At 63.5% G+C, this 25,426-nt stretch carries 26 protein-coding genes; 5 read left to right on the forward strand and 21 right to left on the reverse strand.

Annotated features, from left to right (window positions below):
- Positions 1-38: 38 nt before the first annotated feature.
- Positions 39-1,034 carry an ABC transporter permease gene (locus tag ACFFNA_RS12595; protein ID WP_111545098.1) on the forward strand — a complete coding sequence of 332 codons (996 nt, stop codon included), beginning with the start codon at positions 39-41 and terminating at the stop codon, positions 1,032-1,034.
- 120 nt (positions 1,035-1,154) lie between these two features.
- A complete protein-coding gene (locus tag ACFFNA_RS12600) occupies positions 1,155-2,054 on the forward strand; it encodes an aldose 1-epimerase (RefSeq protein ID WP_378918613.1) in 900 nt (299 codons plus the stop codon).
- Positions 2,055-2,077: 23 nt separating this feature from the next.
- On the opposite strand, the gene ACFFNA_RS12605 is transcribed toward ACFFNA_RS12600, so the two are convergent.
- The 11 genes from ACFFNA_RS12605 to ACFFNA_RS12655 form a co-directional block, all read right to left on the reverse strand.
- Complete coding sequence (locus ACFFNA_RS12605) at positions 2,078-2,293, reverse strand: hypothetical protein (protein ID WP_378918615.1); 216 nt, start codon at positions 2,291-2,293, stop codon at positions 2,078-2,080.
- On the reverse strand, positions 2,290-3,045 hold the full coding sequence (locus tag ACFFNA_RS12610; RefSeq protein ID WP_378918617.1) for a COG4280 domain-containing protein: 756 nt from the start codon (positions 3,043-3,045) through the stop codon (positions 2,290-2,292). Before ACFFNA_RS12610 ends, ACFFNA_RS12605 begins: the two co-directional genes overlap by 4 nt.
- A 144-nt stretch (positions 3,046-3,189) precedes the next feature.
- Positions 3,190-3,819, reverse strand: coding sequence for a phosphonate metabolism protein/1,5-bisphosphokinase (PRPP-forming) PhnN (phnN, locus tag ACFFNA_RS12615; protein ID WP_167458510.1), 630 nt, complete (start codon positions 3,817-3,819; stop codon positions 3,190-3,192).
- Positions 3,816-4,970 (reverse strand): alpha-D-ribose 1-methylphosphonate 5-triphosphate diphosphatase, encoded by a 1,155-nt coding sequence (locus ACFFNA_RS12620; RefSeq protein WP_111545094.1) that lies wholly within the window; start codon positions 4,968-4,970, stop codon positions 3,816-3,818. Before ACFFNA_RS12620 ends, phnN begins: the two co-directional genes overlap by 4 nt.
- 48 nt (positions 4,971-5,018) lie before the next feature.
- Entirely contained in the window at positions 5,019-5,726 is a 708-nt protein-coding gene (locus tag ACFFNA_RS12625) for a DUF1045 domain-containing protein (protein ID WP_378918619.1), read from the reverse strand.
- A 253-nt stretch (positions 5,727-5,979) separates the two neighbouring features.
- The gene (gene iolB, locus ACFFNA_RS12630; protein WP_378918621.1) at positions 5,980-6,792 is read right to left on the reverse strand and encodes a 5-deoxy-glucuronate isomerase; all 813 of its coding nucleotides are present in this window, start codon (positions 6,790-6,792) and stop codon (positions 5,980-5,982) included.
- Between the two features lie 5 nt (positions 6,793-6,797).
- Positions 6,798-7,016 (reverse strand): DUF3329 domain-containing protein, encoded by a 219-nt coding sequence (locus tag ACFFNA_RS12635; protein WP_378918623.1) that lies wholly within the window; start codon positions 7,014-7,016, stop codon positions 6,798-6,800.
- A 43-nt stretch (positions 7,017-7,059) separates the two neighbouring features.
- Positions 7,060-7,977: a myo-inosose-2 dehydratase gene (gene iolE, locus ACFFNA_RS12640; protein WP_378918625.1), complete on the reverse strand. Its 918-nt coding sequence runs from the start codon at positions 7,975-7,977 to the stop codon at positions 7,060-7,062.
- Positions 7,978-8,047: 70 nt separating this feature from the next.
- Positions 8,048-9,898: a 3D-(3,5/4)-trihydroxycyclohexane-1,2-dione acylhydrolase (decyclizing) gene (gene iolD / locus ACFFNA_RS12645; protein ID WP_378918627.1), complete on the reverse strand. Its 1,851-nt coding sequence runs from the start codon at positions 9,896-9,898 to the stop codon at positions 8,048-8,050.
- 34 nt (positions 9,899-9,932) lie between these two features.
- On the reverse strand, positions 9,933-11,867 hold the full coding sequence (locus ACFFNA_RS12650; protein ID WP_378918629.1) for a bifunctional 5-dehydro-2-deoxygluconokinase/5-dehydro-2-deoxyphosphogluconate aldolase: 1,935 nt from the start codon (positions 11,865-11,867) through the stop codon (positions 9,933-9,935).
- Positions 11,868-12,062: 195 nt separating this feature from the next.
- Positions 12,063-12,908 carry a MurR/RpiR family transcriptional regulator gene (locus ACFFNA_RS12655; protein WP_167458532.1) on the reverse strand — a complete coding sequence of 282 codons (846 nt, stop codon included), beginning with the start codon at positions 12,906-12,908 and terminating at the stop codon, positions 12,063-12,065.
- 154 nt (positions 12,909-13,062) lie between these two features.
- Here ACFFNA_RS12655 and ACFFNA_RS12660 point away from each other — a divergent pair, with 154 nt between their 5' ends.
- Positions 13,063-14,172: a Gfo/Idh/MocA family protein gene (locus ACFFNA_RS12660; protein ID WP_111545086.1), complete on the forward strand. Its 1,110-nt coding sequence runs from the start codon at positions 13,063-13,065 to the stop codon at positions 14,170-14,172.
- A 42-nt stretch (positions 14,173-14,214) separates the two neighbouring features.
- On the opposite strand, the gene ACFFNA_RS12665 is transcribed toward ACFFNA_RS12660, so the two are convergent.
- Positions 14,215-14,916: a helix-turn-helix transcriptional regulator gene (locus ACFFNA_RS12665; RefSeq protein WP_111545085.1), complete on the reverse strand. Its 702-nt coding sequence runs from the start codon at positions 14,914-14,916 to the stop codon at positions 14,215-14,217.
- 126 nt (positions 14,917-15,042) lie between these two features.
- Here ACFFNA_RS12665 and ACFFNA_RS12670 point away from each other — a divergent pair, with 126 nt between their 5' ends.
- Complete coding sequence (locus ACFFNA_RS12670) at positions 15,043-15,678, forward strand: LysE family translocator (RefSeq protein WP_378918632.1); 636 nt, start codon at positions 15,043-15,045, stop codon at positions 15,676-15,678.
- 38 nt (positions 15,679-15,716) lie between these two features.
- Here the strand turns inward: ACFFNA_RS12670 and ACFFNA_RS12675 are convergent, their stop codons facing one another.
- The 9 genes from ACFFNA_RS12675 to ACFFNA_RS12715 all read right to left on the reverse strand — a co-directional run bounded on the left by ACFFNA_RS12675 (position 15,717) and on the right by ACFFNA_RS12715 (position 24,171).
- Positions 15,717-16,808 (reverse strand): 3-deoxy-7-phosphoheptulonate synthase, encoded by a 1,092-nt coding sequence (locus ACFFNA_RS12675; protein ID WP_378918634.1) that lies wholly within the window; start codon positions 16,806-16,808, stop codon positions 15,717-15,719.
- A 255-nt stretch (positions 16,809-17,063) separates the two neighbouring features.
- The gene (locus ACFFNA_RS12680) at positions 17,064-17,486 is read right to left on the reverse strand and encodes a type II toxin-antitoxin system VapC family toxin (RefSeq protein ID WP_111545082.1); all 423 of its coding nucleotides are present in this window, start codon (positions 17,484-17,486) and stop codon (positions 17,064-17,066) included.
- Positions 17,483-17,749, reverse strand: a complete 267-nt coding sequence (locus ACFFNA_RS12685; protein WP_111545435.1) for a type II toxin-antitoxin system Phd/YefM family antitoxin — start codon at positions 17,747-17,749, stop codon at positions 17,483-17,485. The genes ACFFNA_RS12680 and ACFFNA_RS12685 overlap by 4 nt, the downstream gene beginning before the upstream one ends.
- Positions 17,750-17,940: 191 nt before the next feature.
- Entirely contained in the window at positions 17,941-18,735 is a 795-nt protein-coding gene (locus ACFFNA_RS12690; protein ID WP_378918637.1) for an SDR family oxidoreductase, read from the reverse strand.
- 37 nt (positions 18,736-18,772) lie between these two features.
- Entirely contained in the window at positions 18,773-19,774 is a 1,002-nt protein-coding gene (iolG, locus tag ACFFNA_RS12695; protein WP_378918639.1) for an inositol 2-dehydrogenase, read from the reverse strand.
- Between the two features lie 112 nt (positions 19,775-19,886).
- Positions 19,887-20,654 (reverse strand): ATP-binding cassette domain-containing protein, encoded by a 768-nt coding sequence (locus ACFFNA_RS12700; RefSeq protein ID WP_095083257.1) that lies wholly within the window; start codon positions 20,652-20,654, stop codon positions 19,887-19,889.
- A gap of 2 nt (positions 20,655-20,656) precedes the next feature.
- Entirely contained in the window at positions 20,657-21,733 is a 1,077-nt protein-coding gene (locus ACFFNA_RS12705) for an ABC transporter permease (RefSeq protein WP_111545080.1), read from the reverse strand.
- A 99-nt stretch (positions 21,734-21,832) separates the two neighbouring features.
- Positions 21,833-22,774 carry a sugar ABC transporter substrate-binding protein gene (locus ACFFNA_RS12710; RefSeq protein WP_111545079.1) on the reverse strand — a complete coding sequence of 314 codons (942 nt, stop codon included), beginning with the start codon at positions 22,772-22,774 and terminating at the stop codon, positions 21,833-21,835.
- Between the two features lie 365 nt (positions 22,775-23,139).
- Positions 23,140-24,171 (reverse strand): LacI family DNA-binding transcriptional regulator, encoded by a 1,032-nt coding sequence (locus ACFFNA_RS12715; RefSeq protein ID WP_378918642.1) that lies wholly within the window; start codon positions 24,169-24,171, stop codon positions 23,140-23,142.
- A gap of 142 nt (positions 24,172-24,313) precedes the next feature.
- On the opposite strand from ACFFNA_RS12715, the gene ACFFNA_RS12720 reads away from it, so the two are divergent.
- Complete coding sequence (locus tag ACFFNA_RS12720; protein ID WP_111545077.1) at positions 24,314-25,405, forward strand: fatty acid desaturase family protein; 1,092 nt, start codon at positions 24,314-24,316, stop codon at positions 25,403-25,405.
- Positions 25,406-25,426: the final 21 nt, after the last annotated feature.

The following is a 25,426-nucleotide window of genomic DNA, read 5'->3' on the forward strand; positions in this document are numbered from 1 at the left end:
TTGTAGAACCTGTTCAAGCAGGCGTTTGGGAGAAGACGATGAGCAAGAAAGATCTCGGCCTGCTGATCCTGATCCTGGTGGTCGGCACCATCGTGGCGATCATCAATCCGCGCTTTCTTTTGCCGATCAATCTCGCCAACACCTCGAACCTGATCGGCCTGTTCGGCATCCTGTCGATCGGCCAGGCCTTCGTCATCATCACCGGCGGCATCGAATTGTCGGTCGGTTCGGTGGTCGCGTTGCTGGGAACGCTGTTCATCGACTTCATCGCCGTGCGCGATCTGGACTGGCCTCTGGCCTTCGTGCTGATCATCGCGCTCGGCGCCATCATCGGCCTGGTGCATGGCTGGCTGATCACCCGGCTCAAGCTGCAGCCCTTCGTCGTCACGCTGTGCGGCCTGCTGATCTATCGCGGCGTCGCCCGCTTCTACACCGCCGACGGCACCGCCGGTTTCGCCTTCGGCCAGAATTTTCCTGAGCTGGAATTCCTCACGGCCGGCCGCTCCTGGGGCGTGCCGAACAGCTTCATCGCGCTGGTCGTCATCGCCATCGTCATGTGGGTGGTGCTGCACCGCTCGGTGTTCGGCCGCTATCTCTACGCCATCGGCAAGAACGAGGAGGCGGCGAAATATTCCGGCATCCGCACCGGCCGCGTCGTCATGGCCGCCTATGTCATCTGTGGCGTGCTGACAGCGCTGTCGGCGATCTATTTCGCCATGTACACGCGCTCGATCTCGCCGGCCAGCCATGGCCAGTTCTACGAGCTTTATGCCATTGCCGCGGCAGTGCTCGGCGGCTTCTCGCTGCGCGGCGGCGAGGGCTCGCTGATTGGCGTCATCCTCGGCACGGTGCTGCTGCAGGAACTGCAGAACCTCGTCAATCTGCTCGGCATTCCGTCCTCCCTCAACTTCGCGGTAATGGGCGGCGTCATCCTCATCGGCGTGCTGGTCGACCAGCAATGGGGCGTGTTCCGGGCACGGCGGCTGATGGTCGATGCCGCTCGCAAGAACGTGGCCGGTGCGGCCGCGGAATAACCGCCAGCCCCGACACAGCTGTATCGATGAAATGATTGCGGCCGCGGTGTTCTTCTGCGATCCACTGAACTCGCACATCGGGCCAAATGCCTGATATCGATGGTGGATGGATGGCAGGCGATGAGTGTAATTCCTGAACCGTTGACGCTCAAGGCCGGGGCGCTTGAGGTCGACCTCGTGCCGCAAATTGGTGGCAGTATGAGCGCGCTGCGCTGGCGCGGCATCGATCTCATGCGCCGGCTTTCCGATGACGATCGCGAAGCGGGCAACGTGCTTGGCGTGGCGATGTTCCCGATGATGCCCTACGCCAACCGCATCGCTGGAAATGCCTTCGACTTCGCAGCAAAGCGCTGGCAAGTCCAGCCGAACAATCCACCCGAAACAGTCAACCTGCATGGCAGTGGCTGGAAACACGCCTGGACCGTCGCCCAGGCGGGCCACGCCCAGGCAACGCTGTCGCTGGATATCGCAGCCGGCCTCGAGCCCTACTCCTATCACGCGACGCAGGCTTTCGTGGTGTCCGAAGAAGGGCTCAGCGTGACCATGACGCTGACCAATACGGGGCCGGTTCGCATGCCGTTCGGTTTTGGCCTGCATCCCTGGTTCGATCGCGACCCGGACGTCACATTGCAGTTCGAAGCCACGCGATTCTATCTGGAAGAACCGCAAAACATCGCGGGCGATCCGATCACGCTTGCACCCGAACTCGATTTCGCCGACGGCCGGCCTTTACCCGCCGGCTGGCGCAACAACGATTATGGCGGCTGGACGGGTGAGGCGACGCTTCGCTTTCCGGCGCGCGGCGCAGGATTGCGCATCAAGGCCGATCCCGTCTTCAAGCACCTGATGCTGTACGCCGACGCGACGAAGCCGTATTTCTGCGTCGAACCGCAGACCAATGCCTCCGGCGCTTTCAACCGGGGCGGATGGAACGATCCGGACGAGGGCATCATCGTGCTCGCCCCAGGCGAAACTGTCACTGGCACCGTGTCGCTGATGCCCTTTGCGCTTGGAGCTTAAAAGCAGCCGCGCCAGCGCCAGCGCTACCGATTGGTCCCGCGTGCGGCGCGGCGAACGCTTTGCAACAGGATGGCGAGGCAGCCCACCAACAGCAGGGCGCCGCCGAGAAGCGGCGGCAGCGCCAGCAGCTTCACCGCCGCCGCTATGATGGCCACCAGGACCAGCGCCAGCAGCGCCAGACTGCCGTCATCGACGAACATGCCGAAGAATTCCTTGGCCGCAAGACGAATGACGTTCATCGGGCGAGCCCTCCAGTGAGTGTGGGGTAGGCACCGCGCAACCAGCGCACCATGGCGAACGACGCCAGCGCAACGATGGCGAAGATGGCGAACAAGGCGAGATCGGCGCCCGGCCAGTCGGCGCCGATGCCTTCGCCGGTCCAGAAGATGCCGAAGCTGGTCAGCATCAGCCCGACGACGAATTTGAGCGCATTTTCCGGCACGCGCGCCAGCGGCCGGTGGACCGCCAGGCCGATAAGCATCACCAGGACGAACGCCGCCAGCGCGCCCAGGCTGGCGTAAAGCGTCTGCCCATGTGCTGCGCCGACGGCAATGACGATAAACACCACCTCGACGCCCTCGAGCAGCACCGCCTTGAACGATGTCAGCCCGGCGAGGTAGTCGGCGCGGCGGTCGTTGGCCTGCTGGTGCAAGGCAGCGGTCTCCTTGGAGAAGGCCGCCTCCTCGTCATGCAGGGCGATGACGCCGACGCTGCGCAGGATGGCCTTTCGCAGCCAGCGCATGCCGAACAGGATCAGCAGCACCCCGACGACGAACTGCAGCGTGGTGATGGGTACGAGTGCCAGCAGCGGGCCGAACGCCAGCACCAGTGCCGCCAGCACCGCCAGCGCCAGTGCGGCGCCGGTCAGTGCCGGGCGCCAGCTGCGCGTCACCCCGACAGCGAGCACGATGGTGAAGGCCTCGACGACCTCGACGAAGGACGCCAGAAATGCCGCCGTGACCGTCGAAAGGATGGGTGTCAGCGTCTGCATGAAGGCTTCCTGTATTGTCTCGTTTGACCATGATCTTTTGGAAGATCATTTCCACGTCCCGGATCGCGGTCCAGAATCATGATGCGGTCAGCACCACACAGCGCTCCGGCGTCAGCGAAAAAGCAAATGAAGCGCCAATTGGCTCTAAATCAAGCCCGACATGTCCGAAAAGGCCATCGCCTTGCGCAGCACCTCGGCGAAACGCTCGCCGGCCGCCTCACGCGGGCCGCTGTTGTCGATCGAGGTGACATCAGGTCCGGACAAGGTCACATTGGCGCTGCGCGCCAGCCGCGCCAGCACTTCGCCGCGTGACTCGCGGCCGCGCATCGCCAGCCGCTCGGCCAGCACGTCCGGCGAGGCGGTGATCTCGACGATCGCCAGATTGGCGTAGCGCTCGCGCAGGACCGGGATGATCGCACGCGACACGTTGGCGACGGCAACACGGCCATTGGCGACCGACCAGTCGACATCGGCCGGGATGCCATAACGCAAACCATGCGCCTCCCAGGAGATGGCGAAGGCGCCATCGGCTTCGGCTTCGACGAAGGCAGCGTCGGCCAGCGTGTCGTGATCCTCGCTCGCGGCATCGCTCGGCCTGGTGATGACGCGGCGAACGAACTCCAGCCGGGTCTCGTCGGCAAAACGGGCGCGGGCATAGCCGATCACCGTATCCTTGCCGGCGCCGCTTGGGCCGACGACGGCGACGAAGACGCCGTCGCGGATCGGAAACGTTTCGGCGGACAATTCACGCTCGATCAAGGCCGACACCATCATGCGACCCGGCGTCCCTGCCGCCAGACCGTGCGCACGACCGGAACATGGTCGTCGACACGCACGCGCACCAGATCGGCGCGGCGGCCCTGCTCGATGATGCCGCGGTCGGTCAGGCCAACTGCTTCGGCCGGGTTCTTCGAGACCATGGCGACCGCCTGCGGCAGCGAAATGCCTTCGACAACGTCGCCGAGGAAGAACGCGGACTGGATCAGGCTGAAAGGGATGTAGTCGGACGACAAGATGTCGAGCAGCCCGTCTCTGGCCAGCGTGCGGGCCGAGACATTGCCCGAATGCGAAGCGCCGCGCATGACGTTGGGCGCACCCATCAACACGCCGAGTCCGGCCTGTTTCGAGGCCCTGGCGGCTTCCTCCGTGGTCGGGAACTCGGCGACGCGCACGCCTTGTTCGATCGCCTCATCGACATGGCCAACGGTGGCGTCGTCATGGCTGGCCAGCACGATGCCGCGCTCATGGCAGGCGGCAGCGATCACCGCACGGTTCGGTCTCGAATTCTCGGCCGATTCCCCCATCCGCTTTTCGCAGAAAAGCTTGAAGTCGCGGTCGGTCAATTTCAGCTTGCGCTGGTAGTAATAGGCATAGGTCTCGAGATTGACGAACTGGCGCTGGCCGGGCGCGTGGTCCATCAGCGATGCCAGTTTCACCCGTTCGTCGCCGTCGAAATTGGCGAAGGCCTTGAGGCAGTCCGGCGCCGAAACCTCACAGCGCAGATGGATGAAATGGTCGGCCCGCAGGCGATCCTGCTGGACACTGTCCTCGATCGCGTCGGTCAGCTTGCGGATGTCGTCCGATGTCAGGTCGGCGTCCTCGTCCATGCCAACGCGCAGGGCATCGAGCACCGTGGTGATGCCGGCGGTGGCCACTTGCGCGTCATGGGCGAGCACGGCGGCGATCGGGTTCCAGCGCACTTTCGGCCGCGGTGCGTAGTGGCCTTCGAGATGGTCGGTGTGGAGTTCGACCAGCCCGGGAATGATATAGTCGCCGCCCATGTCCTCGCCGGCCATGTTCCCGCCGGTGTGGCCGGTGCCGGCATCGATGCCGGCGATAAAGCCGTCGCGCAGCACCAGCGAACCCTCGACGATCTCGTCGGCAAGCACGATGCGCGCGTTGGTCAGAACAGTTTCGGCGGTCATTTCAGGCAGTCCTTGCTTATTCCGGTTGGGGTTGTTCCGGCAGGTTATTCAGGCAGTTTTTCTGGCGGCGCGGCGCCCGAGCGCGTGATGGGACAGCACCATGAACGGTGCGCCCGGCTCGGTTTCGACAAACAGCGTCAGCGCATCCACCAGCACCGGCTGTTGCAGCACCTCCGCGAACAGGCTGTCGATTGCTAGGCGAAGACGAGGGCTTTCCTGTGGCCCCGCCCGGCCGGACAGCGTCATGTGGAAGCGAAAGGTCTCGAAGACATAGGGATAGCCCCATTGGCAGAGATTGCGGAATTCGGCCGGCTTCAGCGAATCCGGGCTGCGCCGCTCGATCTCCGCCTCGGTCAACGGCGCGCGAAACCGGTCGAAGCCGAGCACGACATCATCGGCGAAGCGGTTGAGCGGAGGCAGCGGTCCTTCCGGCACCAGCGCAAAGAAGCTGTCGATCTGGCTGAGGACAAGGCGCGGGATCGTCACCACCGGCGTTGCTTCGGCAAAATGGTCGAGTGCCGCGCGCAGCGAGGCCTCCGTCTCGTTGGCAGCCAGCCCGAAGGGGGCTTTCAGCGTCGCGTGAAAACCGTAGCGGCGCGCCGAAGCGGTATGGAAGGCGACTTCCGCCGCCGACAGATCGGCCACCGCCTCCACCGGCCTTGTCGCGGCACCGAACGGGTCGCGGCCCAGCCAGTTGGCGGCGATCCGCGCCAGCGGCTCGTCCTGCCGGGGGGTGAAATAGATGGCGTAGCGCATGAGAAGTCCTCGTTAAAGCGCGCCGCGTTTGAAGAGATGGTGCGACGCGCTTTAAGTCTTTGTTTTTCGCATGTCGTCATCCCAAAACCGCTGCACATTTTTGGGCGACATGCACTGGCCCCGTTGCCATAGGTGATTTCCATGACGGATTGACGAAGCTTTGAAGGTTTTCGAAGGCAAATCGACCCAGGCGGTCCTTAGCCGACGATTTTTCCAAGCTGGACCAATAGCTTCATCCGAAAGGCATGACCGATTAGGCTTTCATCAACCATTCGTGCTCGGGCGCGTTGTGGAATTTCCACGTTCGCTTCGGCCCGGCCATCACGTTGAGATAATAGAGGTCATAGCCATGGCAGGCGGCGCAGGGATGATAACCCTTGGGCACCAGCACGACATCGCCATCCTCGATCGCCATGGCTTCGTCCAGCGCCCGGTGGCCGTTCTTGTCGGCGTCGGTGTAGACGCGCTGGAAGGCAAAGCCCTGCGGCGGGTTGAGGCGATGATAATAGGTTTCCTCGAGATAGGATTCGGCCGGCAGATTGTCCTGGTCGTGCTTGTGCGGCGGGTAGCTCGACGTGTGACCGCCGGGCGTGATGACCTCGACCACCAGCAGTGAATCGGCCGGCTTGCCTTCCGGCAGGATGTTGGTGACGTAGCGCGTGTTGGTGCCCTTGCCGCGCACCTCCTGGCCGAGATCGTCGGGTCTGATCACGCGCACCGCCAGACCGCCGCCGAGGCCTGGCGCCGAGCAGGCCGCGAGTTCCAGCTCGGTGTCTGCCGTAACCGACCAGTCCGATCCCTCGGGCACATAGACCGACCAGGGTTTGCCTTCGAAGGGCGACATGCGCTCACCGAGCAGGCCGAGGTCCTTGCCGCCCGCCGTCGCGTTGCCCGTGCCAGTGACGAACACCAGACAGACCTCGCGATCGTCCGTCTTTCCCGAGGCGCTTTCGCCGGGCTTCAGCCGATGCAGGTCGAAACCGACATAGGTCCAGCCTGCGATTTGCGGCGTCACATGGGCGACGCGGCCATGGCCCTTGTCGGCCTTCACCAGCAGTTTCGACATCCGGGTTACTCCTTCGGTTCGGCCTCGGCCGTTGCCTTGCTCTCGTCGGCCGGTTTGTAGAGATAGAAGAACTGCCAGACGGCGTAGCCGGCGAAGCCGAGCGCGATCACGCCCCAGAACGGCGTGCCGGTGGCGAATTCGATGATCGACCAGATGACGCAGACGGCGACGACGGCGACGCGCCGCCACAAAGGCCGGAAAAACGGGTGCTCGGAATCTTTCATCCGGCCAGCCTACAGCAACCCGGCTTCGCCGAGAACCAGCGCGTCAGGCATTGGGGAAACCTTGTGTCTCGACCGTATAGCCGGCCGCCATCATCACCCGCATCAATTCCTTGTGGCCGACCTCAGCCATCTTGAGCGGCGGGTTCTTTTTCGGATCCTGCTCGGCTTCGACCACGAACCAGCCCTCATAGCCATGGTCGGCGAACCGCTGCACTATGGCGCCGAAATCCAGCGAGCCGTCACCCGGCACCGTAAAGGCGCCCAGCGCCACGGCGTCGAGGAAGGACTGCTTGCTGCGATCGAGCTTGTCGATCACGCCCATGCGCACGTCCTTCACATGCACATGGCTGATGCGCTTGTGATGGTTGTCGATGGCGCGCAGGACATCGCCGCCGGCAAAGGCCAGGTGCCCGGCATCGAGCAGCAGCGGGATGCCGGCTCCGGAATAATTCATGAAGGCATCGAGTTCCGGCTCGGTCTCGACCACCGCCGCCATGTGGTGGTGATAGGAAAGCGGCATGCCTTGTTCCGCGCACCATTCGCCGAACTCGGTGAGGCGTTTCGCATAGGCCTTCATCTCGTCGTCCGACAGCTTCGGCTTGGTGGCAAGCGGCTTCGAGCGGTCGCCCTGGATCGAGCGGCCGACCTCGCCATAGACGATGCAAGGCGCGTTCACCGCCTTGAACAGATCGATCATCGGCTGGATGCGATCCTTGTTGTCAGCCATCTCGCCATCGACCAGCGTGCCCGAGAACCAGCCGCCGCACAGCGTCACGTCGGCCTTTTTGAGGATCGGCAGCATGACATCGGGATCGTTGGGAAACCGCCGGCCCATCTCCATGCCGGTGAAACCGGCCGAGCGCGACTGGCGCAAACACTCTTCCAGCGACACGTCATCGCTGAGTTCCGCAAGATCGTCGTTCCACCACGCAATGGGGGACATGCCCAGTTTGGCTTTCAAGTCGTCACTCCAGTTTCAGGCCATTCGGACCGGGTTCGCCCGGTCATTTCAATTCAAGGCAGAGTTGGCATCAATCGCCAATGGTTTGCATCTGCCGCTTCTCGTCATAGGCCTTGCGCGCCGCATTCACTTGGGCTCGCGCCGAGACCTCCGGCACCGCGACATCCCACCAATGGCCACCGGCGTCGGTCGAAACCAGCGGATCGGTGTCGATGACCAGCACGGTGGTGCGGTTGTTCTTCCTTGCCTTTTCCAGGGCATTTTCCAGCCCGGCGATCGACGGTACTTTCTCGGCAATCGCCCCCATGCTCGCCGCATGCGCGGCGAAGTCGATATCGGGCAGGATCTCGTGGCGCGAGTCCTTCAGGAGATTGTTGAAGTTGGCGCCACCGGTCGCCATCTGCAGCCGGTTGATGCAGCCATAACCGCGGTTGTCGAGCAGCACGATGGTCAGCTTGAGGCCGAGCATCACCGAGGTGGCGATCTCGGAATTCAGCATCAGATAGGAGCCGTCGCCGATCATGACGACGACCTCCTCGTTTGGCTTCGCCATCTTGGCGCCGAGCCCGCCGGCGATCTCGTAGCCCATGGTCGAGAAGCCGTATTCGGCGTGGTAGGAGCCGGGCGCGCCTGCTTGCCAGAGCTTGTGCAATTCGCCGGGCAGGCCGCCGGCGGCATGCAGCAGCGTCACGCCGGATCCCAGCGCGCGCTGCACGGCGCCGATCACTTGGGCGTCGGAAGGATAGGCGGCGTTGGTCGACGCCGTCACCTTGGCCGCCTCGGCCTGCCAGGCCTTCTTGCCGGTGGCCGCATTGTTGGTCCAGCTTGCCGGTGCTTTCCAGCCCTTCAGCGCCGCGCCGAGTTCGGCGAGCCCCTCGGCCGCATCGGCGACCAGTGGCAGCGCCCTGTGCTTGCCGGCGTCGAAAGGCTGCACGTTGAGCCCAATGATGGTCTTGCCGGAATTCTTGAACAGCGCCCACGAGCCGGTGGTGAAATCCTGCAGCCGCGTACCGATGGCCAGCACGACATCGGCTTCTTCGGCCAGCCGGTTGGCGGCCGAGGTGCCGGTGACTCCGACCGCCGCCATGTTGAGCGGATGGTCGTCCGGCAGCGAGGATTTGCCGCCTTGCGTCTCGCAGACCGGAACGCCGGCGCCCTGTACGAATTTCGCCAGCTCATCCGAGGCCTGCGAATAAAGCACGCCGCCGCCGGCGATCACCAGCGGCTTTTTCGCCCCCTTGAGCGCCGCCACCGCGGCGGCAAGCTCGTGGCGGTCCGGGCGCGGCCGGCGCTGGTGCCAGACGCGCTCGGCAAAGAAGCTCTCGGGATAGTCATAGGCTTCGGCCTGCACGTCCTGGCACAGCGACAGCGTCACCGGGCCGCAATCGGCCGGATCGGTCAGCACCTGCATCGCGCGGTTCAGCGCCGGGATGATCTGTTCGGGCCGCGTGATGCGGTCGAAGTACCGAGACACCGGACGGAAGCAGTCATTGACCGTAGCGGTGCCGTCGGAGAAATCCTCCGCCTGCTGCAGCACCGGATCGGGGATGCGGTTGGCGAAGACATCGCCGGGCAGAAACAGCACCGGCAGCCGGTTGACGTGGGCCAATGCCGCCGCCGTCACCATATTGAGCGCGCCGGGGCCGATCGATGAGGTCGCCGCCATGAAACGGCGGCGGAAATTGGCCTTTGCATAGGCGATCGCCGCATGCGCCATCGCCTGTTCGTTGTGGGCGCGGAAGGTCGGCAGTTCGTCGCGCACTTGGTAGAGCGCTTCGCCGATGCCCGCGACATTGCCGTGGCCGAAAATCGCCCAGACGCCGCCGAAGATCGGGACTTTCTTGCCGTCGATTTCGGTCATCTGCTTACTCAGAAAGCGGGTCAGCGCCTGCGCCATCGTCAGGCGGATTGTCTTGCTCATGGTGTTTTCCTCCGCAGTCCTATGCCGCGCCTTCTTATGCTGCTTTGCGGCCGCGCGCGGCAAGCCACGCTTCGGTCAGCTGTTCGAAGCGCGACGCCATGTCGGCGATCGCCTCGTCATCCGACATCTTGCCGGCCAGCCATTGTTCGGCCGCGTGGACGAAGATGGTGCGGCCGACGGCAAACCCCTTGACGATGGGCGCCTTGGCGGTCGCGGCAAAAGCCGCTTCCAGCTCGTCCTGCGGCGCTTCCAGGCCAAGCAGCACGACGCCCCGGCACCACGGATCGTGCTTCAGGATTACCGCTTCGATCTTGGCCCAGGCCGCTGCCGAAGCCTGCGGTTCGAGCTTCCACCAGTCTGGCTTGATGCCGAGCGCATAGAGTTCCTCCAGCGCACGCGGGATCGTCGTGTCGTCGAGCTTACCATGCTTGCCGGCGATGATCTCGATGAGAAGTTCTCTGCCTACTTTCCGCGCGGCCTCGAACAGCGCGCGCAGCTTCTGCTGCTGCTCTTCCTTCAGCGCCGACGGATCGTCGGGATGATAGAAGCACAGGCACTTGATGCAGTGGTCGACCGGCCATTCGACGAGTTGCGAGCCGATGTCCTGCGAGAACTCGAAACGCAGCGGCCGCGATCCCGGCAATTCGACTGGCCGCCCGAGCCAGGCGAAGGGATGGCGGGCGAATTCGAACATCGCCTCGCGGCCATGCTTCTCGTCGATCAGCATGCCGTAGCCGTCGCGGCCGGCGGCAACCTTCGCCGCCGCCTTGACCGCCAGAACCTTGAAATCGCGGATGCGTGCGGGATCAGCACCGGCCTTCGCCGCCACATCCTCGAGCTGGATGCGATGGTCGCAGGCGAGCGCCATCAGCGAGGGAACGTCGCGGCGACGAGTGGTCGCCCAATGGATGTGGTTGATAGCCTCGTCCTTGCGCAAGGCGAGATGCTTGCTGCCGTTCTTGAGGAAGAACTGCAATTCTTCGAAGGTCGGGTATTCCGGCGCGCAGAGCAGCCGCGACACGGCGAAGGCGCCGCAGGCATTGGCCCAGGTCGCCGCCGTCGCATGGTCTTCGCCACCCAGCCAGCCGCGCAGGAAGCCGGACATGAAGGCGTCGCCGGCGCCGAGAACATTGTAGATTTCGATCGGAAAACCCTTGCCGACGACGCCGTCTTCCAGATCGTCGCTGATCGGCCCGTCATAGACGATGCAGCCCATGGCGCCGCGCTTTAGAACGATGGTCGCCGAAGACAGCGAGCGGATCGTCTTCAGCGCGCTCAGGCAATCGTCGGCACCCGACGCGATCATGATCTCTTCTTCGGTGCCGACGATCAGGTCGCAATCGGGCAGCACCGTCTTCAACTGGGCCGAGACCCGGTCCGATTTGACATAGCGCTCGAACCCTTCGGCATGGCCGGCCAGGCCCCAGAGGTTCGGCCGATAGTCGATGTCGAACACCACCTTGCCGCCCTTGGCCTTGATGATGCGGATCGCCTTGCGCTGGGCGGCGTCGCTGTTGGGGCGGGAAAAATGCGTGCCGGTGACGACGATGGCGCGCGCCGAGGCGACGAAGGCTTCGTCGACGTCTTCCGGCGCCAGCGCCATGTCGGCGCAGTCCGAGCGGTAGAAGATCATCGGCGAAACGCCTTCATCCTCGACCGACAGCAGCACCAGCGCGGTCAGCCGCTCCTTGTCGGTTTTCAGCCCGTCGACGCAAACGCCTTCGCGCTTAAGCTGTTCGCGGATGAAGCGGCCCATCTGCTCGTCGCCGACGCGGGTGAGCAGCGCCGAGCGCAGGCCGAGCCTCGCCGTGCCGACCGAAATGTTGGCCGGGCAGCCGCCGACCGACTTGGCAAACGAGGTGATGTCCTCCAGCCGCGAGCCGATCTGCTGGCCGTAAAGGTCGACGGAAGCACGACCGATGGTGATGACGTCGAGCGGCGCCTGTTTCGCGTCCACGGCTTCGCTCATTGGAACCTCCCGTCGGCCTTGTTGTTTTGGGGTACACGCGCGAGCGGCAGCGTGGCGCCGGGAATATGAAATAATAATTCCAATCCATAGTCAATATGGAATGAGCGTTCCCCGCTCTAAAATTGCCCGAGCATGATCCCGAGAAGTGGCCGCCGGTTTCGGAAAAGATCGTGGTCAAAGAACAAAGAAGGCCTGCTAGGCCTTGCGCTTCTTGCCCGTACTGCGCCGCTTCTCGCCGACGCCGACGGTCAGCGACATGGCCAGCGCCATCGTCGCCGACAGCGAGCGGAAGCCGGCGAAATCGGCTTCGGCAACCTCGAACCAGACCCGGGCGAACTGGGCAAGCGGCGAAAACGAGCTGTCGGTGATGGCGACGATCGGCACGCCCTGTTCCGAAATGCTGCGCGCCTCATCGATGGTGGCCGGCGCGTAGGGCGAGAAGCTGATGGCAATGACGGCATCCGCCGGCGTGGCGAATGCGATCATCTCGGCGTTCAGCCCGGCGGCCGATTCGATCAGCTGGTTGCGGATCTTCAGCTTGCCCAGCGCATAGGCGATGTAGGACGCCACCGGATAGGAACGGCGCTTGGCCAGCACGTAGATGGTCTCTGCCTTTGCCAGCAGGGAAATCGCGTCTTCCAGATGCGCGTCATCCAGCGTGCGCGAAATGTCGTTGAGCGAGGTGCTGGCGGCGGCGACGAAGCCGTCGAAGATCGACCTGTGGCCGGCGCCGCCCTCGGCCTTGGCGCGCAGGGCTTGCAGGCGTTCGTCATAGGACGAGTTGCGCTCGCGCAGCCGCTCGCGAAACACCTGCTGCAGGCTGGTGAAACCGTCGAAGCCGAGTTGTTGGGCAAAGCGGATCAGGGTCGACGGCTGCACCCCGGCCGAAGCGGCGATGCTGGCGGCGGTGCCGAAGGCGATATCGTCGGGATTGTCGAGCGCGTAGGCGGCGATCTGGGCGATGCGTTTCGGGAGGCTTTCGCGCCGGTCCAGGATGGTGGCGCGCAGCGTCTCGAAGTCGCGAGGTACCCGTTCGTCCATCGTCGCTCTGTCCAGGCTCATCTATGGGTACCCTCTCTGCCCCATCATAGCGAGCCTGCGCAAGAACGCCATAAAAAATGAGGCAGACATTCCATTCCAAGAGAAAATGGACTAATTCATCCACGCAACGCTTCAGGCAGTGGAGGAACGGAAAATGGTCGGCGTCGGTCTCATCGGCACGGGTTTCATGGGCAAGTGTCACGCCATTGCATGGAGTGCCGTCGGTGCCGTCTTTCCCGACGTGGCCAAGCCACGGCTCGTCCATCTTGGCGAGGTCAATGAGGACCTCGCCAGGCGCAAGGCGGGCGAGTTCGGCTTTGCCAAGGCATCCGGCGACTGGCGCGCCGTCGTCAACGACCCGGACGTCGATATCGTCTCGCTGACCACGCCCAACCAGTTCCATCCGGAAATGGCCATCGCCATCCTCGAGGCCGGCAAGCATCTGTGGTGCGAAAAGCCGATGGCGCCGAGCTTCACCGAGGCCGAAGCCATGGCCGCGGCGGCGAAAAAGTCAGGCAAGGTCGCCGCACTCGGCTACAACTACATCCAGAGCCCGGCCATCCGTCACATCGGCGCGCTGCTCGACGAGAAGGTCATCGGCGAGGTCAACCATCTGCGCATCGAGATGGACGAGGACTTCATGGCCGACCCGGAGGCGCTGTTCTTCTGGAAGCACGAAGCGGCTTCCGGCTATGGCGCGCTCGACGATTTCGCCGTGCATCCGCTGTCGCTGGTCTCCGTGTTGTTCGGCCGCGTCGCCAGCGTCATCTGCGACATGGCAAAACCCTATGCCGACCGCAAGCTCGCGGCCGGCGGGCGCCGCGCGGTGGAGACCTACGACATCGCTAGCGTGCTGATGCATCTGGAAAACGGCATCGCCGGCACGTTGCTGGTCAATCGTTCGGCCTGGGGCCGCAAGGGCCGCATCGCCATCCAGATATTCGGCTCGAAGGGATCGATCCTGTTCGACCAGGAGCGGATGAATGAATTCCAGCTCTATCTCACCGCCGATCGCCCGACCGAACAGGGCTATCGCACCATCCTGGTGGCGCCGCACCACAAACCCTACGACGCCTTCCTGCCGGCGCCCGGCCATGGCCTCGGCTTCAACGATCTCAAGATCATCGAATGCCACGAACTGCTGAAGCGGCTTGCCGGCAAGCCGGCGCGGGTCATCGAGTTTGCCGAAGGGCTCGAGATCGAGCGCACCGTGCACGCGATGGCGCGCTCGTTCGAGGAAAAGCGCTGGGTGGATGTGAGGTAGTTCCTCGCCTGGCATGGGTTTCCGGCATGCGCTTCGCGGGCCTCAGCCGCCGGCGGCCGAGGCGTTCGTCTCCCATCCGTTTACCCAGACCTGCCGCAATCGATCGCCTTCGCCCTTGAATCGCAGCCCCGTCGCCTGGCAATCCTCGATCCGGTCGCTGCGAAAATTGCGGATCGCCTGGCGTAGCTCGCACCAGGCGACGATGTTGGCGGTTTCGGCGTAGTAGATGAGGGCGATCGGGCGGATCAGGCGCTCGGAGGCGCGGCCAAGTTCGTCGCGATAGGACAGGTCGAGTTTCTCCTCGTCGCGGATGGCGCGGCGCACCAGCGCCAGATCGACCGCGCCGACCGAGGGCGCGGCGAACCCCCACGCATGCAACGCATTGGCATCGAACGTCTGGCGCAAGGGCGGCGGCACCGCGCCGGCGATCTTGGCGCTGACGCGCTTGGCCGCCTGCTTGAGCTCGCTGTCCCCCGTGCGCTCCAGCAGCGCGAGCGACAGAACGATCGCCTCCATCTCCTCGATCGAAAACATCAGCGGCGGCAGGTCGAAGCCGGGGCGCAGGATATAGCCGATGCCGCGCCCGCCCTCGATCGGCACGCGCATCGCCTGCAAAGCGGCAATATCGCGATAGACAGAGCGCACCGTCACTTCCAGCTTTTCGGCCATCATGGCCGCCGTCACCGGTTGCCTCGCCAGCCGCACGATCTGGATGATCTCGAACAGCCGTGACGCCTTGCGCATTTCCTCACCGCTCCGATCACAACTGACACTACATCGTCAGTTGGGCTGACCTATACGATCGCCTATCGAATTGAAAAGCAACACATTCCTCGGCGGCTTGGCTGGGCGAGGCGACAGGCAACTGACATGAATTATGCGGAAAATCTCTGGCTGTTCTTCCTCCTCCTGTTCGGCATCATCATCGTGCCCGGCATGGACATGCTTTTCGTGCTTGCCAATGCGCTGACCGGTGGCGGCAACAGAGGGCTTGCCGCGACAGGCGGCATCATGCTGGGCGGCATGGTGCATACGCTGAACGGCGCTGTCGGCGTCGGCCTACTGATGCACTTCGTCCCGATCCTCTACAATCCGCTGCTGATTGCCGGCGCTGCCTACATGGCCTTTATCGGCCTGACGCTGATGCGCAGCTCAATCAAGGTCGGCCAGGAGGGGCCTGCCGGCAGCCGCTCCGCATGGAAGGCGTTTCGCCAGGGGCTGGTGATCTGCCTGATCAATCCCAAAGCCTATCTCTTTGTCTTTGCGGTCTATCCGCAATTTCTGAAGCCGGCTTACGGTCCGATCTGGATGCAGGCGGCCATCATGGGATTGATGACGATCGTCGTACAATTTGCCGTCTATGGCGGGCTCGCCATATCAGCCGGGCGCAGCCGCAATCTCCTGGTCGCCAATCCACGGGCGACCGCATTTGCTGGCCGGGCGGCCGGACTGCTTCTGGTTGCGGTGTCGGTGCTGACCGCCTGGCAAGGTTTGAAGGCGGCGTGAGGAAACGCCGCCTTGTCCTCGCTCCATCGCCAACTGCGTCAGGCGGCTCCCTGCCTGCTGTCCATCATGGCGCGGCGCACTGAGCGGCGCCACTCGACGGCGCCGGCAAGGCCGTGCAGCACCGTCTCGGTGGTCGCCCAGTCGATGCAGCCATCGGTGATGCTCTGGCCGTAGACGAGCGGCTTGCCGGGCACCACGTCCTGCCGCCCGGCGACGAGATTGCTCTCGATCATGACGCCGATGATGCGCTCGTCGCCCGCCGCGACCTGGCCCGCGACATCAGCCGCCACCTTGGGCTGGTTCTCGGGCTTCTTCGAGCTGTTGGCGTGGCTGACATCGATCATCAGCCGTGGGGCCACGCCGATGCGGGCGAGTTCCACGCTGGCGGCCTCGACGCTCGGTGCATCATAATTGGGCGCGATGCCGCCGCGCAGGATGACGTGGCAGTCCTCATTGCCGGTGGTCGTCGCGATGCCACTGCGTCCGCCCTTGGTCACCGCCATGAAATGATGCGGCTGCGCGGCGGATTTGACCGCCTCGGCGGCGATCCGCAGATTGCCGTCGGTGCCGTTCTTGAAGCCGACCGGGCACGACAGACCGGAAGCGAGCTCGCGGTGGATCTGGCTCTCGGTCGTGCGCGCGCCGATGGCGCCCCAGGCGACGAGATCGGCGATGTATTGCGGCGTGGTCATGTCGAGGAATTCAGTCGCCGCCGGCAGGCCGAGATTGTTGACGGCGGAGAGCACGTTGCGCGCCATCCGCAGCCCCTTGTCGATGTTGAAGCTGCCGTCGAGGTCGGGATCGTTGATCAGCCCCTTCCAGCCGACCGTCGTGCGCGGCTTCTCGAAATAAACCCGCATCACGATCTCGAGCCGGTCCGACAGGCTCTCGCGCAGCGCCGCCAGACGGCTGGCATAGTCCACCGCAGCGACTGGATCGTGGATCGAACACGGACCGACGATGACCAGCAGTCGATCGTCGGTACCATTCAAAATAGCGTGTATCGCATTGCGCGACGCGGTAACGGTGCGCGTCGCCGTCAGCGTGCGCGGTATCTCCCGCATCACCTGGTCCGGCGTACTCAATTCCCTGATTTCCTTGACCCGAAGGTCATCTGTGGTGGTCAACACGGCTTTCTGCTCCTGTTAGGAGACCTGCCGGCTGAAACAAAAAAGCCGCCAGGTCTGGCGGCTGTTCGGATATTGATGCTGCAATCTTCAGATCGAGCGCAATCCTCCCGCCGCCAGCGAGCTCCTAAAGTACCAATACGTGGCGGTCAGGTTGATCATGAGGCTCATATAGTCGAAGCGGAGGCGCTTGTCACGTACCTGATGAGGCTACTGACGTAGCATAGGGTCGAGACCCAACATGCAGCACCGAGCGGTTCATGCAATCCAGGGATCGAAGAGTTCAATTCCAAAGCCTTCGAAATCCTTCGTATTACGTGTTGCCAAGGTGAGTTCCTGTGCAATCGCCGTGGCTGCGATCAGGCCGTCCATCGACGACAGACCGCGACCGCGGCGCTTCGCAAGGCCCATCAGGTCGCCCCAGGCCAAGGCAACCGGTTCGTTCACGGGAAGAACCCTCTGCTCGAAGCGCTGCGGCAGGTCCCGAGCGAGCCAGTCGGCCAGTGCCTCGCGTTTCCGGCCCTCATCCATGAGGGCGACGCCGCGCCGGATCTCGGCGATCGACACGACGCTGATGAATGAGCGGTCCTCATCAAGCCCGTCCAGCCAGTCCAGAACGCGTGCATCCGGCGCCGGCCTTGTCACCTCGGACAGGACATTCGTATCGAGCAGTAGCCTCACAGCGGCAGATCACGCGGTTCGTCGCGCTGACGCTCAAGGTTGAGATCGGCGCCGCACAGCGGCGACTCCAGCAGGAACTCCGCAAGCGTACCCTTGCGCGCGGTCTTCCGCTGCCATTCCTCGGCCGAGACGACAACAACGCTTGGTTTGCCGTTTCTGGTGATCGTCTGCGGCGAAGACTGCGCACGCTCGATTACCTCCGAGAGCCGGGCTTTTGCCCCAGCGACCGTCCAGTTGGTATCCTCTTTGGGCGCAGACGGCATCTCTACCTCAGTGACCACTCTGACTATCATGACTATATGGGAATGGCGATGCGGCGGCAACAGGCAGGGAGAGGGGCTTTCAGAGCCCGGGTGCCTTGGTGAGTTTGATCCGGAACCGATCACCCCGGCGCCGATATTTTCGGCCGACGCATGGCCAAGCTACTTCTGGACGTGAGGCTACCCTGTTGCTGCTACTCTGGCGATGACCCCGCAACGCTCTGATCGTAGTCGACCAGCGATCCGGTCATCACCCCCGACTGCGGGCTGACCATATAGCTGATCAGCCGGGCGAGCTGCGCCGGCTTCACCAACTGGCCCATCGGCTGCGCCGCCTCGGCCTTTTCCAGCCAGTCATCGGGCGCGTCGTGCCATTTCTTCTGCACGATCGCCTCGCCCTCGGTGTCCATCCAGCCGGGCAGCACCGCATTGCTGCGGATGCGATTGTGTCGATACGCATTGGCGACATTCTTGGTCAGCGTCATCAGCGCGCCCTTGCTTGTGGAATAGGGCGTCAGGAACGACTGGCCGCAATGCGCCGACATCGACAGCACATTGACGATCGAGCCCGGCGCCTTTCGCTCGAGCAAATGCGCGACCACGCCCTGCATCAGGAAAAACGGTCCGCGCACATTGGTGTCGAAAATAGTGTCGAAAAGCTCTTCGCTCGTCTCGACCAGTGAACCGCGTGCCGATGTCGCGGCGGCATTGACCAGTGCGTTGATGGTGCCGAAATGCGAGATCGCGGTCGCGACCGCACGCTTGCAGTCAGCGACCTTTGAAACGTCGGCGCTGATGAACATCGCGTCGACGCCTGCTTTCTTGAAATGGGCGACGGCCTTGTCGCCCTTCTCCTGCGAGCGGCCGATGAGCGCCAGCGCCCGGCAGCCCTCGTCGGCCAGCGCCTCGGCGACGGCAAAGCCGATGCCTTGCGCGCCGCCGGTGACGATGGCGCGCGTTTCATGATTGCGATCGGCTGATGTGCTCATCGCTCTGCTCCTGTGGCTTGGGTCCGGATTCCGGTTCTTACTTTGCCGTGTCGAGGCGGACGGTCTTGCCTGACGTCGCTGATTTCAGCGCCGCATCCGCCAGCTTCAGCGCCACGAGGCCGTCGGCGCCGCTCGGTGCCGCCTTCTTGCCTGACGTCGCGGCTGCGATGAAGGCAGCGATCTCGTTGGCATAGGCGTCGAGGTAGCGGGTCATGAAGAAGTCATGCAGCGGCGGGCGCGTATAACCCTTCTCATTGGCCAGTTCGATCGACACCGGGCGCTGGTTCTCGGCCGCGACCATGCCCTTCGAGCCATGCACCTCGATGCGCTGGTCGTAGCCGTAGGTGGCGCGGCGCGAGTTGGAGATGACGGCCTGCTTGCCGGAAGCGGTTTCGAGGATGACGCTGACGCTGTCGAAATCACCGGCCGCGCCGATCTTCTTGTCGACCAGCACCGAGGCATGCGCGCTGACCGCCACCGGCTCCTCGCCGAGCAGGAAGCGCGCCATGTCGAAATCATGGATGGTCATGTCGCGGAAGATGCCGCCCGAGCGCTTGATGTAGTCGATCGGCGGCGCACCTGGATCGCGCGAGGTGATGGTCACCATCTCGACGGTGCCGATGGCGCCGTCGTCGATCGCCTTGCGCACGGCGGCGAAATGCGGATCGAAGCGCCTGTTGAAGCCGACCATCAGCGTTGCCTTGGTTTTCTCGACCACGGCCAGGCATTTCTCGACGCGCTTGACGTTGAGGTCGATCGGCTTCTCGCAGAAGATCGCCTTGCCGGCCTTGGCAAAACGTTCGATCAGGTCGGCATGGGTGTCGGTCGGCGTGCAGATGACGACGGCGTCGATGTCCTTGGATTTTTCGATGGCGTCGATGCTGCGCACCTCGGCGCCATAGGCCGTCGCCAGTTCGGTCGCTGCCTTCTCGAAGGCGTCGGCAACGGCAACCAGTTTGGCCTGCGGATTGGAGCCGACGGCGCGGGCATGGACCTTGCCGATGCGGCCGGCACCGAGGAGGGCGAAGCGGAGAGTCATGGATATTTCCTCTAGGGATGGTTCGAAGCGAGGCGCCGGTCATGGGCGCGGGTGATTTTCCGGTCAAGATGACATCGACAGGGAGGCGGCGACCACCGCCTCCGCGCCCGGCCTAGGCCGCGAGTTCCGCCTCCCCGGTCTTGGCGCCGGTGATGTAGGAGACGATATCGTTTCCGTCGGTGTCCTGCTTGCGCAGGTTGGCGACGATGCGGCCGCGGCGGAAGACGACGATGCGGTCGCAAAGGTCGAACACCTGGCGCATGTTGTGGCTGATCAGGATCAGCGGCTCGCCATTGTCCTTCAGCGTGCGGATGATGTTCTCAACCTGCGCGGTCTCCTGCACGCCGAGGGCTGCCGTCGGTTCATCCATGATGATCAGCTTGGAGGCGAAGGTCGCGGTCCTGGCGATCGCCACGCACTGGCGCTGGCCGCCCGACATATGGCGGATGGTGTTGGACAGATTGGGGATCTTCACCGCCGTGCGGACAAGTGCGGCCTCGGTCGCCTTGCGCATGTATTTGCGGTCCAGGATCGAGAACGGTCCGAGATTGAACAGCACCTTTTCGCGGCCGAGGAACAGGTTCGACGGCACGTCGAGATCGTCGGCGAGCGCCAGGTTCTGGAACACCGTCTCGATGCCGGCCTCGCGCGCCGCGATCGGCCCGGTGAAATTCACTTCCTTGCCGTCGAACCAGATCTTGCCGTCGGTGCGCTGCTCGACGGCGGTGATCTGGCGCACGAAAGTCGACTTGCCGGCGCCGTTGTCGCCCATGATGGCGACATGTTCGCCTTTGCGCAGCTCGAAATTTGCGCCTTCCAGCGCATGCACGCCACCATAGCGCTTGGTCAGGTTTTCGGTCTTCAGGACGATGTCTGCCATGATCAAGCCCTCATTGCCCGCAGGCGTTGACGCCACTGGTCGAGAACGACTGCGCCGACGATGATCACGCCCTTGACCATCTCCTGGTAGTAGGCGTCGAGGCGCAGGAAGGTGAAGCCGGAGATGATGACGCCGAAGATCAGCGAGCCGATCACCGTGCCGACGATCGAGCCGCGGCCGCCCGACAGCGACACGCCGCCGATGACCGCCATGGCGATCGCGTCGAGCTCGTACATCACGCCCATGCCCGACTGCGCAGTGAGGTTCTTGGAACTCAGCACCACGGCGGCGAGCGCGGCGAGCACGCCGGCGATGACGTAGACGAGGATCTTGTGGTTGGCGATCTTGATGCCGGACATGCGCGCGGCGTCCTCGTTGGAGCCGATCGCGTAACAGTGCTTGCCATAGCGCGTGTAGGTCATGATCAGCTGGAACAGCACCGCCAGCGACAGGAAGATGATGACGGGCATCAGGCCTTTGCCGATGCCTGCGAAACTTTCGGTGGGAAACGAGATCGGCTGACCCTTGGACCACCATTTGGCGATGCCGCGCGCGGTGACCATCATGCCAAGCGTGGCGATGAATGGCGGAATGCGCGTGTAGGCAATCAAGGCGCCGTTGACCAGGCCAGCGAACAGCCCGCAACCGATGGCCACCAGCACCGGCACGATGACGGGCAGGTCGGTCCAGCCCTGGGCCAGGAACATCGCCTTGGGGTTGGGATTGCCGTTGACGGTCGCCACCTGGGCAAAACTCATGGCGATCATCGCGGTCGCACCGACGATCGAGCCCGAGGACAGGTCGATGCCGCCGGTGATGATCACTTGCGTGACGCCGATGGCGATGATGCCGACGATCGACACCTGCAGGATGATGATCTGCAGGCGTGCCTCGTTGAAGATCGCGCTGACGTCGCTGCGGGTGTTGAACAGGAAGCTGTCGCCGAGAAAGATCCGGCCGATCAGTTCGAAGACGACGACGAGGATGACAAGCGCCAGGAAGACATTGATTTCGGCAGGCCATGCGCGCTTCTTCGCGTCATAGCCGACCCCGCCGACGCCGTGAGATGTCTGTGCCAAATCTTCTATCCTCCGTCAGCCGCGGTCGCCCCTCGCTGCCTTGCCGGCGCTGAGGGAAAGGGGAGCGGCGCTCTTGGCGCCGCTCCGTATGTCCGCCGCTCAGTTCTTCTTCAGGAACTTGTCGATGTTCGCCGGCGTCACCAGCTGGAAGGGCACGTAGACCTTGTGTTCGACCTTCTCGCCCTTGGACAGTTTCAGTGCTGCATCCAGCGCGCCCGCGCCCTGGCCGGCCGCGTCCTGGAACACGGTAGCGTCGAGGTCGCCGGCCTGCATGGCGGCAAGCGCGTCCTGGGTGGCGTCGACGCCGCCGACCACGACCGCCTTCATGTCGATGTTGGCGGCCTTCATCGCCTGGATGGCGCCGATGGCGCTTTCGTCATTGTTGGCGATGACGCCATCGAACTTCTTGCCGGTCGACAGCCAGTTGGTCATCAGGTTCTGGGCCTCGTCGCGGTTCCAGTTCGACGTCTGCTTGTCGATGATCTTGATGAAGCTGCAATCCGGCGTGGCGATCACCTCTTCAATATCCTTGGTGCGCTGCACGGCGGCCTGGTTGGACAGCTCGCCCATGATCACATAGACGTTGGCTTCCTTCTTGCCGGCTTCCGTGAACAGGCGGCAGACTTCCTTGGTTTCGAGCGTGCCGGAATCGGCCTCGTTCGAAGCGACGAAGGCCTGGTTGTCCGGCAGTGTGTCGACATTGACCGGTTCGCGATTGACATAGACCAGCGGGATCTTGGCGGCCGCCGCGGCGTCCGACATGGCCTGCGTGGCCGAGGTGTCGACCGGATTGACGATGATCGCATCGACGCCCGAGGCGGCGAAGTTCTTGATCTGGTCGAGCTGCTTGGCGACGTCGTTCTGCGCGTCCTCGACCTGCAGCTCCACGCCGCTCATGCCCTTGGCCTGCTCGATCATGCCGTTGCGCAGCACGGTCAGGAAGTTGTCGTCGAACTTGGCCATCGACACACCGACCTTGGCGGCCATGGCGGATGAACTCATCAGCGCCGCGAAAGCGACGCCCAAAATCAGTTTCTTCATTGTGTTTCTCCTCCACATTTTGGTGTCCGGTTGCACCGATCTATCCGGAATCCCCGATCTCCCCGGGGAATCTCTCCCGATTGTCATTTCTGTTCCGGGTAACGTCTCCTGCTTGCTGGAACGCCAAACCCTCTGTTTGAAACAGATGTTCCGGAACGAAAGAACCAAAATACACAGTTGGTGAAATATTTATTCCATTTTGCCTCCGGGCGTCAAGGGAGATTCCAAAACCGGATGCGCGATTTTCGGATGATGGGCACCCATCACTTCGTCATCCCGGGGTCTCCGCGACGTCGCTTCGCTCCTGCTCCGCCCTGGGATGACGAAGTTTAGGCGCTTCGGTCCGAACTCGAAGGGTCGAGAGCCTAGATGTTCTCGGGCAGAAAGATGTCGAATGGCAGGAAGGTCTGGCCAGGCGCGTTCGCGGCACCCGTTTCGATGGCATGTGCCATCAGGTCGACCAGCTCGCGGCAAAGCGCTGCCAGTGGCGTCGAGATCACCATCGTCAGGACGCCGTCCGCCAGGGCGGAGCGCGATACTGCCGTGATCTCGTTGCAGATGACCGCGGGCATCTCGGCCGGCTTTGCCTGCCTGAGTGCCGCGACCGCGCCCTCCATGCCGCCGCCGGCGACATAGCAGCCAACGAGATCGGGGTGGCGGCCGAGGAGGTCGAGCAGCGTGTCCTGCGTGATCTGGTTGGCTTCCAGATTGACCAATGTCTCAAGCAAGGTGAATTCCGGCGCCTGCTCGCGAAAGAAGGAGCGAAAGCCGATCTCGCGCAGTTCATGGCCATGGAAGCGATGGCTGCCGACGAACAGCGCAACCTTGCCCGGCCGCTTGGCGGCCTTCGAAATCATCCAGGCCGCGCTGCGGCCAACCTTGCGGTTGTCGAGGCCGACATAGCCCTCGCGAATGCCGGCGGCGAAGTCGGATAGCAGGGAAAACACCGGCAGCCCCTTCGCCTTCATCTCCTCGACGGCGACCGTCAGCGTCGGGTGATCTGGCCCGACCAAAGCAACGGCCCTGCTTTTGGCCGCCAGCCTGCGCGCGCGCTCGACGATTTCATCGGGAGCTAGCGAATCCGCGAAGTCGATGGCGGCGACACCGCGGAAACGCGGCGATCGCGACACGGCGAGTTCAAGCTCGCGGGCGAACTCGCTGTAGAAGACATAATTGCCCTTGAGCAGCAGGAAACCCAGCCGATACTCCGGCAATTCGTGACGCATCCGCTGCTTGATCAGGCCGGCCGCGTGATAGCCGATCTCGGTCGCCGCCTCGTAGACGCGGCGCGCCGTGTCCTCGCGCACCGGCAGGCGGCTGTTGAGCACGCGGTCCACCGTGGCAACACTGACACCAGAGATGCGCGCCAGGTCGGTGATGGTCGGCCGTTTTGCCATGCTTGCCTCATCGGATTGCTTGGCCCCTTCTTACATCATCATGATAGGAAATGATAGAAACTATCTTTGTGATGTTGAGTCTATCATGCGTCGGCGTTATTTTCAGCCTCGAAGCCGAGTGCCTTTGCCAAGGGAGGCAATCATGTCCACAACGCCGTCCCGGCGTGACTACAGCCTGATCGGCCGCGACGCCAAGCTCGCCGTCGAGACCGGCCTGTCGGCGGCCGAGTGGTATCACACCGACATCCCGCGCAAGCAGATGAAGGAGCTGATGCAGCGCTCAGACGCACCGGCGATCCGCGACACCATCATCTGGCTCGCCGCCCTGATCGTCAGCGGCGCCGGCGGCGCCTGGTTTTGGGGCACATGGTGGTGCGTGCCGTTCTTCTTCGCCTATGGCGTCCTCTACGGCTCATCCACCGATTCGCGCTGGCATGAATGCGGCCACGGCACCGCCTTCCGGACGCAGTGGATGAATGATGTGATCTATCAGATCGCCTGCTTCATGATCATGCGCAATCCGGTGACCTGGCGCTGGAGCCACACGCGCCACCACACCGACACCATCATCGTCGGCCGCGACCCGGAAATATCGGTCATGCGGCCGCCGGACCTGGTTCGCGTCGTCCTTGCCTTTGTCGGTGTGCTCGATGCCTGGCATGCGATGAGCGACATGCTGCGCAACGCGGCCGGCAACATCAGCGCGGCGGAAAAGACCTTCATTCCCGAGCAGGAGCAGCCAAAGGCGATCCGCATCGCCCGCATCTGGACGGCGATCTATGCCGCCACCATCGCCCTGGCGCTCTACACCGGTTCGTTCCTGCCGCTGATGCTGATCGGCCTGCCCAGGCTCTATGGCGCCTGGCATCACGTCATGGTCGGGCTGCTGCAGCATGGCGGCCTGGCCGACAACGTCACCGACCATCGCCTCAACAGCCGCACCGTCTACATGAACCCGATCAGCCGTTTCATCTATTGGAACATGAATTATCATGTCGAGCATCACATGTTCCCGATGGTGCCCTATCATGCGCTGCCAAAACTGCATGAATTGATCAAGCACGACCTGCCGGCGCCGACACCATCGATCCTGGCCGGCTACCGCGAGATGATCCCGGCCTTCCTGCGCCAGCTGCGCAACGAAGACTATTTCCTCAAGCGCGAGCTGCCGCCGACCGCCAGGCCATACCGCGAGGAATTCCACAACGATGCCGTCGCGGCCGCGGCGGAGTGATCGTGCGCTTATCCGATTTCC

The sequence above is a fragment of the Mesorhizobium kowhaii genome (assembly GCF_042431665.1).
Lineage (GTDB): Bacteria > Pseudomonadota > Alphaproteobacteria > Rhizobiales > Rhizobiaceae > Mesorhizobium > Mesorhizobium kowhaii.

Excerpts from the sequence above, each read along its gene's own strand:
- ACFFNA_RS12595 (WP_111545098.1), top strand. The coding sequence starts at position 39 with ATGAGCAAGAAAGATCTCGGCCTGCTGATCCTGATCCTGGTGGTCGGC.
- ACFFNA_RS12600 (WP_378918613.1), top strand. The coding sequence starts at position 1,155 with ATGAGTGTAATTCCTGAACCGTTGACGCTCAAGGCCGGGGCGCTTGAG.
- ACFFNA_RS12605 (WP_378918615.1), bottom strand. The coding sequence starts at position 2,293 with ATGAACGTCATTCGTCTTGCGGCCAAGGAATTCTTCGGCATGTTCGTC.
- ACFFNA_RS12610 (WP_378918617.1), bottom strand. The coding sequence starts at position 3,045 with ATGCAGACGCTGACACCCATCCTTTCGACGGTCACGGCGGCATTTCTG.
- phnN (WP_167458510.1), bottom strand. The coding sequence starts at position 3,819 with ATGATGGTGTCGGCCTTGATCGAGCGTGAATTGTCCGCCGAAACGTTT.
- ACFFNA_RS12620 (WP_111545094.1), bottom strand. The coding sequence starts at position 4,970 with ATGACCGCCGAAACTGTTCTGACCAACGCGCGCATCGTGCTTGCCGAC.
- ACFFNA_RS12625 (WP_378918619.1), bottom strand. The coding sequence starts at position 5,726 with ATGCGCTACGCCATCTATTTCACCCCCCGGCAGGACGAGCCGCTGGCG.
- iolB (WP_378918621.1), bottom strand. The coding sequence starts at position 6,792 with ATGTCGAAACTGCTGGTGAAGGCCGACAAGGGCCATGGCCGCGTCGCC.
- ACFFNA_RS12635 (WP_378918623.1), bottom strand. The coding sequence starts at position 7,016 with ATGAAAGATTCCGAGCACCCGTTTTTCCGGCCTTTGTGGCGGCGCGTC.
- iolD (WP_378918627.1), bottom strand. The coding sequence starts at position 9,898 with ATGAGCAAGACAATCCGCCTGACGATGGCGCAGGCGCTGACCCGCTTT.
- ACFFNA_RS12650 (WP_378918629.1), bottom strand. The coding sequence starts at position 11,867 with ATGAGCGAAGCCGTGGACGCGAAACAGGCGCCGCTCGACGTCATCACC.
- ACFFNA_RS12655 (WP_167458532.1), bottom strand. The coding sequence starts at position 12,908 with ATGGACGAACGGGTACCTCGCGACTTCGAGACGCTGCGCGCCACCATC.
- ACFFNA_RS12660 (WP_111545086.1), top strand. The coding sequence starts at position 13,063 with ATGGTCGGCGTCGGTCTCATCGGCACGGGTTTCATGGGCAAGTGTCAC.
- ACFFNA_RS12665 (WP_111545085.1), bottom strand. The coding sequence starts at position 14,916 with ATGCGCAAGGCGTCACGGCTGTTCGAGATCATCCAGATCGTGCGGCTG.
- ACFFNA_RS12670 (WP_378918632.1), top strand. The coding sequence starts at position 15,043 with ATGAATTATGCGGAAAATCTCTGGCTGTTCTTCCTCCTCCTGTTCGGC.
- ACFFNA_RS12685 (WP_111545435.1), bottom strand. The coding sequence starts at position 17,749 with ATGCCGTCTGCGCCCAAAGAGGATACCAACTGGACGGTCGCTGGGGCA.
- ACFFNA_RS12690 (WP_378918637.1), bottom strand. The coding sequence starts at position 18,735 with ATGAGCACATCAGCCGATCGCAATCATGAAACGCGCGCCATCGTCACC.
- iolG (WP_378918639.1), bottom strand. The coding sequence starts at position 19,774 with ATGACTCTCCGCTTCGCCCTCCTCGGTGCCGGCCGCATCGGCAAGGTC.
- ACFFNA_RS12700 (WP_095083257.1), bottom strand. The coding sequence starts at position 20,654 with ATGGCAGACATCGTCCTGAAGACCGAAAACCTGACCAAGCGCTATGGT.
- ACFFNA_RS12710 (WP_111545079.1), bottom strand. The coding sequence starts at position 22,774 with ATGAAGAAACTGATTTTGGGCGTCGCTTTCGCGGCGCTGATGAGTTCA.
- ACFFNA_RS12715 (WP_378918642.1), bottom strand. The coding sequence starts at position 24,171 with ATGGCAAAACGGCCGACCATCACCGACCTGGCGCGCATCTCTGGTGTC.
- ACFFNA_RS12720 (WP_111545077.1), top strand. The coding sequence starts at position 24,314 with ATGTCCACAACGCCGTCCCGGCGTGACTACAGCCTGATCGGCCGCGAC.